Origin of the sequence: Paraburkholderia sp. EB58 (genome assembly GCF_050436665.1) — a bacterium.
Classification (GTDB): domain Bacteria; phylum Pseudomonadota; class Gammaproteobacteria; order Burkholderiales; family Burkholderiaceae; genus Paraburkholderia.
On record NZ_JBNDMQ010000004.1, the window covers coordinates 1 to 14,962 of the forward strand.

The window sequence follows — 14,962 nt, forward strand, 5'->3', positions numbered from 1 at the left end:
CTTTGCCTACTTTCTTTGCGGCGGCAAAGAAAGTAGGTGCCGCCCCGCACAGGGGCGAAGCTAATAGACCACTAAGAATGCAAGGAAAGGCCAACGCCTCAAGAAAACAGCCAAAAACAGCCTGCGCAGCAACCCACATTTACAATTGGAAAAGACATGACGCAGATAGCACTGAAAGACCCATCCCTTTTCAAAACGAAGGCCTACATAGCTGGCGAATGGATCCAGTCGGACGACGAAACAACGCTAGAAGTCCAAAACCCGGCCACAGGCGAACTGTTAGGCAAAATCCCCCGAATGGGCCAACAGGAAGCCCGCCGCGCCATAGAAGCGGCCAATAGGGCTTGGCCAGAATGGCGAAAAAAAACCGCAAAGCAACGCTCGATCATCCTCCGTGCCTGGCACGACCTGATGCTCGAAAACGCCGATGACCTCGCCCTCATCCTCACCACCGAGCAAGGCAAACCTTTAGCCGAAGCCAAAGGCGAAATCCTCTACGCCGCCTCCTTCCTCGAATGGTTCGCCGAAGAAGCCAAACGCGTCTACGGCGACACCATCCCCACGCCGGCAAACGATAAACGTATCGTCGTCACCAAAGAACCCATCGGCGTCTGCGCAGCCATCACCCCGTGGAATTTCCCCGCCGCGATGATCACCCGCAAAGTCGGCCCCGCCCTCGCCGCCGGTTGCCCCATCATCGTTAAACCCGCCGAAGCCACGCCGTTCTCCGCGCTCGCACTCGCCGTGCTCGCCGAACGCGCCGGCGTGCCCGCCGGTATCTTCAGCGTCGTCACCGGCGATCCGAAAGCCATCGGCAGCGAAATGACCGCTAACCCGATCGTGCGTAAATTGTCGTTCACGGGTTCGACCGCCGTCGGTCGTCTGCTGATGGCGCAGTGTGCGCCCACCGTCAAGAAGGTCTCGCTCGAACTCGGCGGCAATGCGCCGTTCATCGTCTTCGAAGATGCCGATCTCGACGCGGCCGTCGCCGGCGCCATCGCTTCCAAGTATCGCAATAGCGGCCAAACCTGCGTTTGCACCAACCGCTTCTATGTGCATGACAAGGTCTACGATGCCTTCGCCGCCAAGCTGCGCGATGCCGTCGAACAGCTGAAAGTCGGCCGCGGCACCGAGGACGGTGTCACCCAGGGCCCGCTCATCAATGAAGCCGCCGTGCTCAAGGTCGAGTCGCATATCGAAGACGCGCTCGCCAAGGGCGCACGTATCGTCACCGGTGGCAAGCGTCACGCGCTCGGTCACGGCTTCTTCGAACCCACCGTCCTCTCCGACGTCACCCCCGCCATGAAAGTCGCGCGCGACGAAACGTTCGGCCCGCTCGCGCCGCTATTCCGCTTCTCGTCGGATGAGGAAGTGATCGCGCTTGCCAACGATACCGAGTTCGGCCTCGCGTCGTACTTCTATAGCCGCGATATCGGCCGCGTGTGGCGCGTCGCCGAGGCGCTCGAGTACGGTATGGTCGGCATCAACACCGGACTCATCTCCAACGAGGTCGCCCCCTTCGGCGGCGTCAAGCAGTCCGGTCTCGGTCGCGAAGGCTCGCACTACGGCATCGACGACTATGTCGTGATCAAGTATCTGTGCGTCGGCGGGGTCTGAAGCAAAACGGCATAGGCAGTCACGCGGACGACACAGCGTGACTGACTCGCAGTGCTGGGGTCTAGATGGCGCAGGCAGAACATCGCGCCGTCTCGGCCCTCGTATCGCATTCCACAAGGCACTCTCTGGACGGCACAGCGGGCGGGAAAGTGCCCGAAACGTCGGAGGAATGGGACGAACTTCGGGAGCGGTTGAGCTGGTTGACGGCGGAGCGGGCCAAGGATAGCGAAGCACCGCGTACGGGCTGCTGTCCGCTGCCGTACCGACTGTTTCGAGCGCCCACGTCATGCTGTTTCGATCGAAACGACACTCGGGGAGCCAGGTCATGAACAAGGATCAGATACAGGGCTGGGTGCGAGAGCACTCAGGCAAGCTGCGCGCAGGCGTTGGCAAGGTACTAGGCAACCGGGGCATCACCTGGAAGGGCCGCGTCGAACAGGTCATCGGCAAGACACAGGCGTCCTACGGCAATGCCAAGGCCCGCTTCAAAAAACGTTCATAAGCCCGGCGCCAAGGCCTGCTCCGAACCTCCGACGGCTCAATGGCGAGTCTTTGCCGCACTTGCACGGCACCGTATAGACGCCGCCGCACAACTGTGAGATGCTGAGGCCCTCCACTGTGGCGGAGGCCGATCAGCGGCGGTCAGGGCTAGTCCCGACCCGCAACGAATTCACGCTTTTCAGAGGCCGCCCGTCATGGCACGCTGCGTGCCGCCTCCAAGCGCTTAATCCTACCGAACGCCGCTAGCCGTATCCGTGCGTGCGAGGACGCTGCGCCGGTTCCTGGAACTCACCGATTTCACAAAACGCGTGAACATCCTGCTTATTGGATGTTTCCCTACCTTGGCGTCGGGTTTAGCGACGCGAACTATAATGGGGTAAGGGTCCGCCGCATTGCATTTCATCGCGTTACCTTGAGATCGTGCCGCAGCAGCACCACAGCACGGTTCAGCCAGCTTCACCTTGTGCCGTAGTGGAAGGCTGGCCTCAATAGTCGATTTTTCAGCTTAATTGTTCGAAGACGACGCCGTTTTTCAACAGAATGTCGAGGAGTGGCCGATGTCGAACCCGCAACACCCTAAACAGAATCACCTGCTATCCGTCTTACCCGATGCAGAGTGGCTACGCATCGAACCGCATCTCGTACCCGTGGAGATGCCGCTGGGACAAGTCGTCTACGAATCCGGCGACCGCCTCGATCACGTGTATTTCCCCACTACCGCCATCGTCTCGCTGCTGTACGTCATGGAAGACGGTGCGTCGGCCGAGATTGCGATTGTCGGTAACGAAGGGCTCATTGGCATCGCGCTGTTCATGGGCGGAGAGACCACGCCCAGCCGGGCTGTCGTGCAAAGCGCTGGGTTCGCCTACCGGCTCGACGCACGTCTTCTGAAGGAAGAGTTTCATCGCGCAGGCCCGGTGCAGCGGCTGTTGCTTCGCTACACCCAGGCACTAATCACGCAGATGGCGCAAACCGCGGTATGCAACCGGCATCATTCGATCGATCAACAGTTGTGTCGCTGGCTTCTCCTCAGCATTGACCGGCTGCCGTCCAACCAGTTGAAGATGACGCAGGAGCTGATTGCCAACATGCTCGGTGTACGCCGGCCTGGCGTGACCGAGGCGGCCACGAAATTGCAGGATGCAGGATTGATCCGCTACAGCTATGGTCATATCGAGGTGCTGGATAGGCCCGGCCTGGAGAACCGTGTCTGTGAGTGCTACGGCGTGGTAAGACGCGAGTTCGACCGCCTCCTACCCGATCTACGCGCGATCTAGGCGCCAATTTTCTGTTTCGACCAATAGCTCTCTCTGCCGTAAAACTCGTGCAACGCCGTTTCGTAGTCCCGAGTGACCGGCACCGTATCGTCGTATGCTGGGCTTTGTTTGATGGCATCGCGCGTCAGCATCGTGGACACAGTTGAGCCGAACCAGTCGATCAACTCGATCCACTCCGTCGCCAGCAGGACTTCCTTGCCCCCGGGCCACCAGTTGCGCGTGTCGACAGTCAGGTAGCGGATGACCCAGGTCTCATCGTCGAAGATGAAGCCGGATACGTGCCCAATGGTGCCGTCAATCGTTTCGATGTGGTAGCCCTTCACGCTCTCCGTGCTGCGTAAATGGATATCCAGGGGCGGCGCATCGGCGTCTGGCTCATCAGGCGGCAGAGCCGCTGTAGCGGCGAAGCCGTCGAAGGCGGGATACGCCCCCATGCCCCACAGGTTCGGGCCACCCCAATACGTCGGATAGCCGTAGTACCGCAGATACTCGATCTCGTGCTGACGCGACACCGGCTTATGGGCATCGATATTCGGACTGTCGCGCACCTGCTGCCGCGTGAGTCTCACCTGCACCTCGCTAGAACCGGGATCCGTGTGCAAAACCGCATAGGGTGAAATCAGGACCTGCCGGTCCCTCAGCCAATTGCCCGTGTCGACGACCAGATAGCGAACGCCCCACGCTTCGTCATCGAAGTAGAGCTGCGTAACGGTCCCGACATCACCGTCGCTTGCCTTCACGGTGGATCCCTGCAAAAACTCGATGTTGCGCAACATGTTCGATACTCCGTTTCTGCTTCGCCACCTGATTCGCCGCATCGTCTCCCAGACGGAAAGCGCGCGTTCAGCGAATGTGGCTTCCAAACAGCCCTAGCAGCCCGATCACGATCAGATAGATCGCGACGATGTAGTTCAACAGACGTGGTACGACAAGAATCAGAATGCCGGCGATCAGTGAAACCAGCGGACCGGCACTGGTGAGCATAGGCATGATTCCCTCCTCGCTCGCACGCGGCATGCACCGAATGCGAGTTCCAATCCGCTCGTGTTACAGGCTCGTGAGGCGGCTAACCTTCGTGCCGTCGAGCGTCGCGCCTGCCATCAACCCGGTGTTAGTCAACACGAATGCGTCCACCTGACTGCTTATCGTGCCCGTGTCGACATTGCCGTTCGCGCCGACTTTCAGCAACGCCACCGACGCATCGCCGCCTGCCGACCAACCTTCTGCACTACGGAATTTCGTCAGCGACTCGTCGGTCATGAACAGAAATACGATCGCCTTCGACTGCGCACCGGCTTGCAAACCGATCGAACCGGTTGCCGTGCTGTAGTACCCGACGGTATGGCCGCCGACTCGCAGCGAACCCTCTCCGTACTGGCCGCCAACCACGAATCCAGCATCGATCACCGAAGGAAACACCAGCACACCACGGGCTTTGGCCACCAGCTCGCGCGATCCATTGGCGGCGTTGTAGAGGCGCCCCAAGGTCGAGTCCACGCCGGCGTCGATACTGTGACGCTTGTCCGTCTGCGCGCTGCTACTGGTGTCGGACGAGCCAGTCATCGTGCAACCTGACATCGCAAGCCCGATCGCGAGGATCGAACCGGGTGTCGTCAAAATAAATGATCTTCGTAGCATGATGCCCTCCACTCTTCCAGATAATGACTTTGACACTACGCTGGATAGGGTCAGGAAGCGGTACGTCAGCGTACAAACTACCGACTATCTGTCACGTCGCTCATCGAGGGAAATGCTGGCCGAAAGCGGCTTATCGAATGCAATGCAGCTATCCCACAACGATCGATTCGGATTGCCATACAGCACTTGTACGGTAACGTGCAGACGTGGGATTTCAATCGGCCTATCTTCAAGGTGAGGCATTGACCAGCCTCACCAAGGAAAAACAATGTCACTGCATGACTTCGCCAAGGACTTGGCCCACCTCGAATATGTTGTCCCGCTACTCGAGAGAGGCAATCCGCTGTCACTACCGTACTGGCGCAATCGCGTCACCGCACTCCAGGCGCATCAATCCCTGCTGCCGGATGGCACCAAACGCGTGGCAAGACTGCTCAAACTCTTCACCGAATTTGAGCGCGTGTCGGGTACAGACCAATAGCACGCCCGCGTCATACCGGTTCGCCATGCCTGCACATGCGACGGCTACTAGAAGTAACGTTCGCGAAGGCTGTCCTCAGCGCGCTGTGTGGCGGGAACAGGGGGCTGCGCACGCACCGGCTGCACGCGCGGAACGGCATGCTGGCTGTACCTGTACAGCGAGGTCACGAATATCACGCCCATTCCTACTACGATTCCCCACATTGCAGAAGTCATATCGATCCCTAAGAGAATTAAGGGTTACTGTCCAGCCGTTACTACCCATCGTCCCCTCAACCGGGGCCCGTGTCTGTACGCTGCGGGACCGTCTCCGGATTGCCTGCCATCCAGCTCTGCCCCCAGATCAACGCCTGCTCCACATGGCCAAGCGCCTCGGCGCCTGGCGGCTCGCCGAGCTCGAAATGCACGCCGCGAATCGCCAGCAGCGTGCACGGTGGGGCCTCAGCGAAGTACAGGTCGCGATACACCTGCATCACCGCCTCGGGTGACATGGCATGGGTCGAGAAGCTGGCATCCCGCGCGGCGCGCAGCGTCGTCACTTCGAACGGGCTGTCGCAACTCAGGCTCGCGTCGACAAACAGCACACGTTCCCGTGACACCAGGTCGAGTGCATGCTCGACCTGGAGCTGGTAGTCCTCCAGAAACTCCACCTCGTTGCCCATTGCGGCTGCGGCCAGCGCGCTCAACTGCTGCACGAACAGCGGACCGAGGGCGTCGTCGCCGCGGCTCGCGTTGCCCCAACCGAACACCAGGAGCGGCGCTGTCATATGCCGTCACCTCTCGGAGAAAGCGCTCGGCGCTCCAGTTCGCCGTCGTGCGAGCGGGTAATGTGGTCGAGTTGTTCACCCGCAACGTCAAGCAGCACCACGTCCAGCGGCATCTTGCCCAACGCGTGCGTGGCGCATGAAAGACAGGGGTCGAAGGCGCGGATCGCGACTTCGATGCGATTGAGCAGGCCTTCGGTCAATTGCTTGCCGTCGAGATACTCGCGCGCCACTGAGCGTACTGCTTCGTTCATGGCCTGGTTGTTGTGCGTCGTAGAGACGATCAGATTGCACAGGGTGACGAGGTCGTCGCCACCCACGCGGTAGTCGTGAATCAGCGTGCCACGGGGCGCTTCGATGATGCCGACACCTCGCTCCTGGCGCTCGCCGCTCGCCATCAATTCGCCCTGCAGAATATCCGGATCGTCAAGCAGATCCTTGATCACCTCCACAGCGTGCAGCACCTCGATCATGCGTGCCCAGTGGTAGGCGAGCGTCGCATGAACCAGCGCCCCTTTACCCCAGTCGACGAACTCCTTACGCTGCGCTTCGGCCAATGGGCTCGGAATGAAGTCGCAGTTCTGCACGCGCGCGAGCGGCCCGACGCGATACCAGCCGGTTTCGCGGCCGATGCTGCGCAGATGCGGAAACTTCATATAGGTCCAGGGACGCGCCTCTTCCTCGATAAGGTCCATGTAGCGCTGGTCGCTCACGCCGTCGAGAATGATCTGGCCGTCGGCATCGCGAGCGCGCAGCACACCGTCGTAGAGGTCCATGGCGCCGTCCGCGCGCACGAGCGATAGCATCCTGGAGGGGAAGCTGGCGAAACCGTCGTACAGGGCGCGATTTTGCGCGTGCAACTGCTTGACGACGTCCACCGCTTCGGCAGCCCACGCGATCATCTGGCCCACGTCCTTGTAGAGCAGGTCGCGGTCCGTCCGGCTGACATGCCTGTTCATGCCGCCAGGTACCGAGCCGGTGCCGTGGATGCGCTTCCCCGAGGTCACGCGGATCAGCTCCTGGCCGAATTTACGCAGGAGAATGCCGTGCCGCGCGATGTCCGGATGCGCTTTCGACACGCCGACAATGTTGCGCAGGTTCACGTCCGAGTCGAATCCGAATAGCAGATCGGGCGATGCCAGGTAGAAGAAATGCAGCGCATGCGACTGCATCACCTGCCCGTAATGCATCAGGCGGCGGATCTTCTCGGCAGTGCGTGTAACCGGCCGTGCTCCTACGACCAGGTCCAGCGCTTTGGACGCCGCCAGTTGATGCGACACCGGGCAAATCCCGCATAGACGCTGCACCATCACCGGAACTTCCCAATAGGGCCGGCCTTCGATGAACTTCTCGAAGCCGCGGAATTCGACGATATGCAGACGTACCTGCTGGACGCGCTGCTGGTCGTCGAGCAGGATCGTGACCTTGCCGTGGCCTTCGACACGCGACACCGGATCGATGGCGACACGGCGCAGGCCGGTCGGGTTGGCGGCGGTCTCGAGGTCGAAGCTCATGGCGGGTTCATCTCCGGCACTCAGTCGTAGTGCATCAGTGCATGGGTCAGGCGCGGTGTGCGCCCGGCCATCAGGTCGTTCAGAAAACTCCAGAAGGCATCTGCCGAAGGCGGACAACCGGGTAGAAAGTAATCGACATGCACGACGGCATGGATCGGTCGCACTTGCCGCAGCAGAAGCGGCAGTTCGGGATCGTTCGGGATCGCGCTGCCCTCGCTCAGGCCGGGACGATCGCGGTAGACCTCATTGAGCACGTCGGCAAGCTCGAAGCGGTTTCGCTCTGCTGGCAGACCGCCATTGATGGCGCACGCCCCCATCGCTACCAGTGTCTTGCAGCGGGCACGAAACGCGCGTAGCACCAGCACGTTTTCGGAGTTGCAGACGCCACCTTCGATCAGCCCAATATCGCACAGGCCCACTTCTTTGATGTCCGTCAGCGGCGAGCGGTCGAACTCCACGTGCTCGATCAGTTCCAGCAGGCGTTCGTCGATATCGAGGAAGGAGGTATGACAGCCGAAGCACCCCGCTAGCGATACCGTAGCCACCTTCCACTTGCGCGGCTGATGGGCCACGTCCACACTCGTGAGCGTGCTCATGAGGCCTCCTGTGTATCCGGATCGGCGGCTGTGTGAGGATCGTAGCGGCGCTCGCCAATCGGAATCACGAAGCCACGCCGCTTGGGCAGAATCGCGCCAACGGGACAGATGCTCGCCGCGCGGTCGGTGAGTTCCATGGCGGTATCGGCCAGCTTGCCGCTCATGCTGTTGACCACCAGGTGCGTGCCGATACCGTGTCCGGCGATGGCGAACACATCCTTGCCGTCAATGTCATGACTCGCACGTACGCACAACTCGCACAGAATGCAGCGATTGAAATCGATCAGCAGATCGGCATGGCTTGCGTCGACGGGACGGCGCGGATAGAACTCGTCGAACAGTATGTCCTCCATGTTCATCTCGTAGGCCGTGGCCTGCAGCAGACAATTGCCGCTCTTCTCGCAGGAAGGGCAAAAGTGATTGCCTTCGACAAACAGCATCTGCAGCAACATCTTGCGTTCGGCGTTGAGCTCATCCGTGTTGCTCTCTACCACTTCGCCTGCTGCTGCGTGCTGGGTGCAGGCCGAGCAGGCGCGGCCCTTGACCTTCACCGTGCACACGCGGCAGGACCCTTGCGGATGGAAGTCCGGATGCCAGCACAGGTGGGGGATATAACGTCTTGCACGACGTGCGGCCTGCAGGATCGTTTCGCCCGGCTCGAAGGGCACGTCTTCGCCGTCGAGCGAGAATGTGGCCGTGACAGTTTCGACGAGGGTATTCATGACGGGCTCTCCAGATGCGCAGCCGCGTCGTCTCTGCCAGTCAGGCGGCGCGCGTCGGCCAGTTCGGCATCGAGATCGAAGGCCGGCTCAAACCGCAGCGACTTCAGGCGCCGCTCATAGGCGGGACGGAATTTGACGATGGTGTCATGCAACGCGTTACAGGCCGCGCCACCCAGACCGCAGTGGGTCGTGCCGTGCATCAGGTTGTCGACCTCGGAGAGCATGTCGACATCGCGCCGCGAGCCCCGGCCCGCGGCAAGTTTGTCCATGGTCCTGACAACCAGCGCGGTGCCGACACGGCACGGCGTGCAGAATCCGCAACTCTCTTCAGCGAAGAAACCTGCGTAGTTGCGCGCCACTTCGAACATATCGCGCGAGCGGTCGAAAACCATGAAGGCGCCCGCCGTCGGCACATCTTCGAATGCAATCCTACGGCCAAACTCCAGGACGGACAGACACTTGCCGGACGGGCCGCCAACCTGCACCGCCTGCGTATCGCGCGCGCCGCAGTCTTCGAGGATGCGATCGATGCTGGTGCCAAGCGGATATTCGTAGATGCCCGGTCGATCGCAGTCGCCCGATACCGAATGAACGCTGGTGCCGGTGGATTTCGGCGTGCCGATTGCGGCCCACCAGTCGCCGCCTTGCAACGCGATGTGCGTCGCGGCGCACAGCGTCTCGACGTTATCGACTGCAGTTGGCTGTCCCAGGTAACCATGCTCGGCCGGGAACGGCGGCCGGATACGCGGCGTGCCGCGCTTGCCCTCGAGCGACTCGATCAGCGACGATTCCTCGCCGCACACATAAGCGCCGGCGCCGACATGAATGTCTATGTCGAAATCGAAACCTTGTTGGCACTGGATCGATGCGCCGAGCAAATGCGCGTCGCGCCGTCGCTGCAGCACGTCGAGCAACGGCTCCAGCAGATAACGATACTCGCCGCGTAGATAAAGCATTCCGTGCCGCGCACCAATGGCGAGTGCGCCAATCGTCATCCCTTCAAAAACCATGTCGGGGTGACGCGACAGCAGCACGCGATCCTTAAACGTGCCGGGTTCGCCTTCATCGGCATTGCACACCATGTAATGTTCGCTGCCTTTCGCATCCCGGCACAGTTGCCATTTCATGGCAGTGACAAAGCCTGCGCCGCCACGCCCGCGAAGATTCGAGCGCTTCATTTCGTCGAACAGGGCAGGCACACCGCGTGCCAGAGCAGCCGCAATGGCTTCCCCAGGATGCAGGGACGTGCCGAGGAGAACATCCGCACGCCGCACATGGTCGTTCACACGAGACCAGTGCGCCGGCCAGGCCGACACCGGCACCCTTGCTTCGATCAGCCCTGCAAGCATCTCGACGCGCGCGGCATCAAGACGTGTCACCACCTGATGATGATTGATCAGCAGCGACGGTCCTTGATCGCACAACCCCGTGCAAGAGCAGAAGTCCACGCTGACGCGGCCATCGGCGCGCATCTTGCCGCGTTCGACGCCGAGCCGCTGACACAGGTCATCGAGCAACGACGCGTTACCGAGCATCCGGTCGGTGATATTGTCGCTAAACAGCACGCGGTACTCGCCCACCGGACTGGTATGAAAGAAACGGTAGAAGGTCGCCACTCCCTCCACGTGAGCCAGTGTCAGGCCCAGCCCGTCGGCCAGTTCGCCCAGCATGTCGCGCGGCAGCCAGCCGTGTTGCAGCTGGGCTTCACGCAGAATCTGCACGAGCGCATGCGGATTGTTGCCGTGGCGCGCCAGCAGCGCAGCGATCGGATCGCCGGGTACGTTGACGAGTTGGGCAGGCCCGGTCATGGCTTGTTCCTCGGTTGCGATGGTCTAGCGGGCTAGGCCACGGCGGGCAAGCCGAGCCCTCGGACCGCTTCGCTCATCTTGATGAGCACGGCCTGGGCGTCGCCATAGACCATGTTGCAGTTGTCCGCGTAGAAGAGTTCGTTGACGATGCCGGCGTAGCCCTTACCTTCCCCGCGCTTGATCACGAACACCTGCTTGGCGTGATCGGCGTTGAGAATCGGCATGCCGTAAATGGCGGACGATTTGTCGGTGCGCGCGGCGGGGTTCACCACATCGTTGGCGCCGATTACCAGCGCCACATCCGTGCTGGCAAATTCGTCGTTGATATCTTCGAGCTGAAAAATCAGGTCGTAGGGCACGCCGGCCTCGGCCAGCAGTACATCCATCTGGCCCGGCATACGGCCCGCCACCGGGTGAACCGCAAACTTCACCGATACGCCGCCCGTCTGCAACAATTTGACGAAGTCGTACAGCTTGCCTTGACCTTGCGAGACCGCGAGGCCGTAACCCGGCACGATGATCACCGACGCGGCATAGCGCATCGCGATGCCCGCGTCGCCCGGCTGCGTGGGCTTGAGACTGCCCTTGATCTTGCCCTGCTTGTGCGCAACCACGTCACCGAAATTGGTGAAGATCACATTGCTCACGGAGCGGTTCATCGCCTTGGCCATCAGCAGCGTCAGCAACATACCGGCCGCGCCCACCACCATGCCTGCGATCATCAATGCAGGGTTCTGCAGCACGTAGCCTTCAATGCCTACTGCGAGGCCGGTGAAGGCGTTAAAGATTGAAATGACCACCGGCATGTCCGCGCCGCCGATAGGCAGCGTCATCAGGATGCCGAGTGCCAGCGCACAAGCGAAGAACAGGTAGATCCATGTGGGCATAGTCAGAATCAACGCCGCATTGTCCGCGCCAGCGACGACGATGTAAGCGCCGAGCGCGACGGTAAGCAGCAGCACCAGCCCATTGAAAGCCTGCTGCCCCTTCACGCGTACCGGCTTGTTGATGACGCCGTCGAGCTTGGCCCACGCGATCAGCGACCCCGACAGGGACACGGCGCCGATCAGCGCGCCCAGCAAGGTCATGATGAGTGCGGTTGCGCCTTGTGCCTTGTTGCCGAACAGTTCCACCGCGGCAATCGCACCGGCCGCGCCGCCGCCCATGCCGTTGTAGATCGCCACCATCTGCGGCATGGCGGTCATTGCCACCTTGCGGCCGCCCCACCAGGCCACACCTCCGCCCAGTGCCAAGGCCACCACGGCCAACCCCAGGTTGATCGGCAGGTTGGGCCGTGCGGCCGCGCTCACATCGAACGCGTACAGGAAGCTTGCCAATACGGCGACTGCCATGCCGATACCGGCAACGAAGATGCCCGAGGGCGCGGTCACCGGCGACGACATGCGGTGCAGGCCATACAGGAAGAGGAAGGCAGCAGCGAGATCGGCTGCGCCAATGCCGATATGGGAGATCAGAGTCAACATGTCGGCATCCTCAATGTTTCTTTGCGTGGATGGACTTCACCGTACCGGCCTTGCTATGTGCGCCGTGCCCCGCAGGGTGCCCGCTGGTCTTGAACATCGCGAGCATGCGGTCGGTGACGGCATAGCCGCCCGCTGCATTGCCGGCACCGAACAGCACGGCAACGAAGCCAATCACCTGCTCCTGCACCGTACTCGCGTTCAGCAGCGCATAGATTCCGCCCACTACTACGATGCCGTGCACGAAATTCGAGCCTGACATCAACGGCGTGTGGAGGATGGCCGGCACGCGTCCGATGATCACCCAGCCGGCAAACGCAGCCAGCATGAAGATATAAACCGCGACAAAGCCGGAAATGCTGATCTGGAAGTCCATCTCTATGTCCTCAGTCGGAGCGTGCTCATGCTGGAGTCACGGGCGTAGCGGGCCTGGCGTGTGTCGCCTTCACGTGCAGCGTCTTCGCATCAGCGGCAGGCTTCGCCGCCTCGTCGCTCTGGTCCGCCTTGTTCTCGCCCGCATGCGTGAGCACCGTTTTGGCGAGCACCTCGTCGCTCCAGTCGATTTCGACCACGTTGTTCTTCATGAACAACGCGAGCAGGTTGTACTGATTCTTCGCATACAGCTCGCTCGCGTCCTCACCGAGCAGCGATGGCACGTTCAGCGGCGCGACAATCGTCACGTTGCCGATCCGCGTGGTCTCGCCGGGACGCGTGTCTTCGCAATTGCCACCGCCCTCGGCCGACAGATCGACAATCACGGAGCCCGCTTTCATGCCGCTTACCTGCGCGTGGCTGATGAGCTTGGGTGACGCTTTGCCAGGAATCGCAGCGGTTGTGATGATCAGATCGGCGCTCTGGATGTGCTTTGTCAGCACGTCCGCCACGCTGGAGTTTTCATCGGCGGTCAACTCGCGGGCATAACCCCCCTTGCCGCGCGCGTCGATCCCGGTATCGACGAAGGTGGCACCAAGCGAGAGCGCCTGCTCCTGGGTCTCGGGCCGTACGTCGTAACCCTCTACGACCGCCCCGAGCCGGTGCGCCGTTGCGATGGCCTCCAGCCCTGCTACGCCGAGGCCCATCACCAGCACATGGGCCGGTCCGATCGAACCTGCTGCACTGGTGATCTTGGGGACCACGCGAGCCAGATGCATCGAACCAAGTTGCACTGCGTAATAACCGGCGAGCGCGGACTGGCTCGATAACGCATCCATGGACTGCGCCCGCGTAATGCGCGGAACTCGCTCCATGGCGAAACAGGTGATCTTCTTTTCGAGCAGGCGCTTCACGAGCGCCGGTTCGTTGTGCGCGTAGATGAATGAGACGAGGATCGCGCCTTCCTTCATCGCGCTGACCACTTCCAGCGCGGGAGGCTGCACGGCGAGCACGACATCGGCGTCTTTAACCAGCGCCGTGCGGTCGGCAATGAACGCGACGCTCTCGAACGCGGTATCGTCCAGATGAATGGCTGCGCCCGCCCCCGGCTGCATGTGCAGCCGGGCACCCAGTTTGACCAGTTTCGGAACCACCGAAGGCACCAGCGCCACACGGCGCTCATGTGCCCGGGTCTCCGTCAAAACGGCAACGTTGATATACATGGCGAGCTTTCCTTGTGGCGATCAGGCCGGAGCGTCGAGGTTCAAGTTATGGCATGGGATGCTTCGTTAGCAGGTAATGGTTGCGTTTAGCGATGAGCGAACGAGTCTGCCATGGTCTCGTTAGGTTCGCGCCTACACGCGCTTCCAGTTCATCTTCGACACGGCCATATCCTGCGCTGCGCGCTGGCCGATGGCTGCCAATGTCTCGGTCTGCGACTTCTGCGCCATCTCGGCCAGCTCGCGCATGTCATCGAAGATCTTCTGAAAGGTCTGCTGTACAAACCGCCCCTGCTGCGAGAGTGCTTCGACAGGATTGCCGGTGTTGCCTTTCCGGACCGCCGCCTGAATCGTCTTAACCCGCTCGTTGAACATCTCCGCCTGCTTCTGCATCAGGGCCTGCATGCCTTCGTACGCGAGTTGATTGGCTGCAGTAAGCGCTTCGATGTTCTTGCGCTGCATTTCGATCACCGAGGCCATATCGAACCCAGGCAGCTTCACTTGCTCGATCAGCTTGCCAAAGTCGATGACGGAATGGACGGGCGTTGTCATGATGAATATCCTTGCTGCAAAAGGTGAAGCAATGAAACGGAGCAGGCGCGGACCCTACAGCCACAACAACTGGATCGCGTCCCGCGGTGCTGGGTATTACAGAACGACGGCGTGACCGGCGTCACGCAAAGTGAACTGCCTTGCTGCGCTACTGCATCGCAGCGCCGCTATCCGCCATGTGCGTGGCGGACAAAAGTAGTGTTCTCGGATGTACGGCATGATGGCCACTCCCTGGCTAAAGCGGGGCGGCACAGACGAGTGGTCCGGTTGAATCACATTGCGCTAGGCTGTCTCGAGCGCCTTTGGAATGGAAGCGCAAAGGCGCTTACGAACACGGTGCGCCTGCCGCGCACTGAGGTCGGTACGGTGGCGTACCAGGTTTTGTCCTGCTTCAGCACGAGCAGTAACAGGCGTTGGACG

General features: G+C 61.2%; 16 protein-coding genes. 4 read left to right on the forward strand and 12 right to left on the reverse strand.

The window, feature by feature from the left end; genetic code table 11:
- Positions 1 to 156: 156 nt before the first annotated feature.
- From P3T40_RS07180 to P3T40_RS07190, 3 genes are all read left to right on the forward strand, one after another.
- Positions 157 to 1,617: an NAD-dependent succinate-semialdehyde dehydrogenase gene (locus P3T40_RS07180; RefSeq protein ID WP_429266995.1), complete on the forward strand. Its 1,461-nt coding sequence runs from the start codon at positions 157 to 159 to the stop codon at positions 1,615 to 1,617.
- A 325-nt stretch (positions 1,618 to 1,942) separates the two neighbouring features.
- Positions 1,943 to 2,119: a CsbD family protein gene (locus P3T40_RS07185; protein WP_429266996.1), complete on the forward strand. Its 177-nt coding sequence runs from the start codon at positions 1,943 to 1,945 to the stop codon at positions 2,117 to 2,119.
- Positions 2,120 to 2,675: 556 nt separating this feature from the next.
- Positions 2,676 to 3,395 (forward strand): Crp/Fnr family transcriptional regulator, encoded by a 720-nt coding sequence (locus P3T40_RS07190; RefSeq protein WP_429266997.1) that lies wholly within the window; start codon positions 2,676 to 2,678, stop codon positions 3,393 to 3,395.
- Here P3T40_RS07190 and P3T40_RS07195 read toward each other — a convergent pair.
- From P3T40_RS07195 to P3T40_RS07205, 3 genes are all read right to left on the reverse strand, one after another.
- Positions 3,392 to 4,171 carry a PRC-barrel domain-containing protein gene (locus P3T40_RS07195; RefSeq protein ID WP_429266998.1) on the reverse strand — a complete coding sequence of 260 codons (780 nt, stop codon included), beginning with the start codon at positions 4,169 to 4,171 and terminating at the stop codon, positions 3,392 to 3,394. The two genes, P3T40_RS07190 and P3T40_RS07195, sit on opposite strands and share 4 nt — an antisense overlap.
- A gap of 67 nt (positions 4,172 to 4,238) precedes the next feature.
- Positions 4,239 to 4,385: a DUF3096 domain-containing protein gene (locus tag P3T40_RS07200; RefSeq protein WP_429266999.1), complete on the reverse strand. Its 147-nt coding sequence runs from the start codon at positions 4,383 to 4,385 to the stop codon at positions 4,239 to 4,241.
- 57 nt (positions 4,386 to 4,442) lie between these two features.
- Positions 4,443 to 5,033 carry a BPSL1445 family SYLF domain-containing lipoprotein gene (locus P3T40_RS07205; protein WP_429267000.1) on the reverse strand — a complete coding sequence of 197 codons (591 nt, stop codon included), beginning with the start codon at positions 5,031 to 5,033 and terminating at the stop codon, positions 4,443 to 4,445.
- Positions 5,034 to 5,301: 268 nt separating this feature from the next.
- On the opposite strand from P3T40_RS07205, the gene P3T40_RS07210 reads away from it, so the two are divergent.
- Positions 5,302 to 5,514 (forward strand): hypothetical protein, encoded by a 213-nt coding sequence (locus P3T40_RS07210; protein WP_429267001.1) that lies wholly within the window; start codon positions 5,302 to 5,304, stop codon positions 5,512 to 5,514.
- Positions 5,515 to 5,785: 271 nt separating this feature from the next.
- Here the strand turns inward: P3T40_RS07210 and P3T40_RS07215 are convergent, their stop codons facing one another.
- The 9 genes from P3T40_RS07215 to P3T40_RS07255 form a co-directional block, all read right to left on the reverse strand.
- Complete coding sequence (locus tag P3T40_RS07215; protein WP_429267002.1) at positions 5,786 to 6,280, reverse strand: hydrogenase maturation protease; 495 nt, start codon at positions 6,278 to 6,280, stop codon at positions 5,786 to 5,788.
- Positions 6,277 to 7,791 carry a Ni/Fe hydrogenase subunit alpha gene (locus tag P3T40_RS07220; protein WP_429267003.1) on the reverse strand — a complete coding sequence of 505 codons (1,515 nt, stop codon included), beginning with the start codon at positions 7,789 to 7,791 and terminating at the stop codon, positions 6,277 to 6,279. The genes P3T40_RS07215 and P3T40_RS07220 overlap by 4 nt, the downstream gene beginning before the upstream one ends.
- Positions 7,792 to 7,811: 20 nt before the next feature.
- Positions 7,812 to 8,387 (reverse strand): NADP oxidoreductase, encoded by a 576-nt coding sequence (locus tag P3T40_RS07225; protein WP_429267004.1) that lies wholly within the window; start codon positions 8,385 to 8,387, stop codon positions 7,812 to 7,814.
- Positions 8,384 to 9,109, reverse strand: a complete 726-nt coding sequence (locus tag P3T40_RS07230) for a 2Fe-2S iron-sulfur cluster-binding protein (RefSeq protein ID WP_429267005.1) — start codon at positions 9,107 to 9,109, stop codon at positions 8,384 to 8,386. Before P3T40_RS07230 ends, P3T40_RS07225 begins: the two co-directional genes overlap by 4 nt.
- A complete protein-coding gene (locus P3T40_RS07235; RefSeq protein ID WP_429267006.1) occupies positions 9,106 to 10,917 on the reverse strand; it encodes an NAD(P)H-dependent oxidoreductase subunit E in 1,812 nt (603 codons plus the stop codon). Before P3T40_RS07235 ends, P3T40_RS07230 begins: the two co-directional genes overlap by 4 nt.
- A 32-nt stretch (positions 10,918 to 10,949) precedes the next feature.
- Positions 10,950 to 12,401, reverse strand: a complete 1,452-nt coding sequence (locus tag P3T40_RS07240) for an NAD(P)(+) transhydrogenase (Re/Si-specific) subunit beta (protein WP_429267007.1) — start codon at positions 12,399 to 12,401, stop codon at positions 10,950 to 10,952.
- 10 nt (positions 12,402 to 12,411) lie between these two features.
- A complete protein-coding gene (locus P3T40_RS07245) occupies positions 12,412 to 12,774 on the reverse strand; it encodes an NAD(P) transhydrogenase subunit alpha (RefSeq protein ID WP_175773150.1) in 363 nt (120 codons plus the stop codon).
- Between the two features lie 25 nt (positions 12,775 to 12,799).
- The gene (locus P3T40_RS07250; RefSeq protein ID WP_429267008.1) at positions 12,800 to 13,993 is read right to left on the reverse strand and encodes an NAD(P) transhydrogenase subunit alpha; all 1,194 of its coding nucleotides are present in this window, start codon (positions 13,991 to 13,993) and stop codon (positions 12,800 to 12,802) included.
- 132 nt (positions 13,994 to 14,125) lie between these two features.
- Complete coding sequence (locus tag P3T40_RS07255; protein WP_429267009.1) at positions 14,126 to 14,542, reverse strand: phasin family protein; 417 nt, start codon at positions 14,540 to 14,542, stop codon at positions 14,126 to 14,128.
- Between the last annotated feature and the right edge of the window lie 420 nt (positions 14,543 to 14,962).

Excerpts from the sequence above, each read along its gene's own strand:
- P3T40_RS07190 (WP_429266997.1), top strand. The coding sequence starts at position 2,676 with ATGTCGAACCCGCAACACCCTAAACAGAATCACCTGCTATCCGTCTTA.
- P3T40_RS07205 (WP_429267000.1), bottom strand. The coding sequence starts at position 5,033 with ATGCTACGAAGATCATTTATTTTGACGACACCCGGTTCGATCCTCGCG.
- P3T40_RS07200 (WP_429266999.1), bottom strand. The coding sequence starts at position 4,385 with ATGCCTATGCTCACCAGTGCCGGTCCGCTGGTTTCACTGATCGCCGGC.
- P3T40_RS07245 (WP_175773150.1), bottom strand. The coding sequence starts at position 12,774 with ATGGACTTCCAGATCAGCATTTCCGGCTTTGTCGCGGTTTATATCTTC.
- P3T40_RS07250 (WP_429267008.1), bottom strand. The coding sequence starts at position 13,993 with ATGTATATCAACGTTGCCGTTTTGACGGAGACCCGGGCACATGAGCGC.
- P3T40_RS07210 (WP_429267001.1), top strand. The coding sequence starts at position 5,302 with ATGTCACTGCATGACTTCGCCAAGGACTTGGCCCACCTCGAATATGTT.
- P3T40_RS07185 (WP_429266996.1), top strand. The coding sequence starts at position 1,943 with ATGAACAAGGATCAGATACAGGGCTGGGTGCGAGAGCACTCAGGCAAG.
- P3T40_RS07235 (WP_429267006.1), bottom strand. The coding sequence starts at position 10,917 with ATGACCGGGCCTGCCCAACTCGTCAACGTACCCGGCGATCCGATCGCT.
- P3T40_RS07225 (WP_429267004.1), bottom strand. The coding sequence starts at position 8,387 with ATGAGCACGCTCACGAGTGTGGACGTGGCCCATCAGCCGCGCAAGTGG.
- P3T40_RS07180 (WP_429266995.1), top strand. The coding sequence starts at position 157 with ATGACGCAGATAGCACTGAAAGACCCATCCCTTTTCAAAACGAAGGCC.
- P3T40_RS07255 (WP_429267009.1), bottom strand. The coding sequence starts at position 14,542 with ATGACAACGCCCGTCCATTCCGTCATCGACTTTGGCAAGCTGATCGAG.
- P3T40_RS07215 (WP_429267002.1), bottom strand. The coding sequence starts at position 6,280 with ATGACAGCGCCGCTCCTGGTGTTCGGTTGGGGCAACGCGAGCCGCGGC.
- P3T40_RS07195 (WP_429266998.1), bottom strand. The coding sequence starts at position 4,171 with ATGTTGCGCAACATCGAGTTTTTGCAGGGATCCACCGTGAAGGCAAGC.
- P3T40_RS07240 (WP_429267007.1), bottom strand. The coding sequence starts at position 12,401 with ATGTTGACTCTGATCTCCCATATCGGCATTGGCGCAGCCGATCTCGCT.
- P3T40_RS07220 (WP_429267003.1), bottom strand. The coding sequence starts at position 7,791 with ATGAGCTTCGACCTCGAGACCGCCGCCAACCCGACCGGCCTGCGCCGT.
- P3T40_RS07230 (WP_429267005.1), bottom strand. The coding sequence starts at position 9,109 with ATGAATACCCTCGTCGAAACTGTCACGGCCACATTCTCGCTCGACGGC.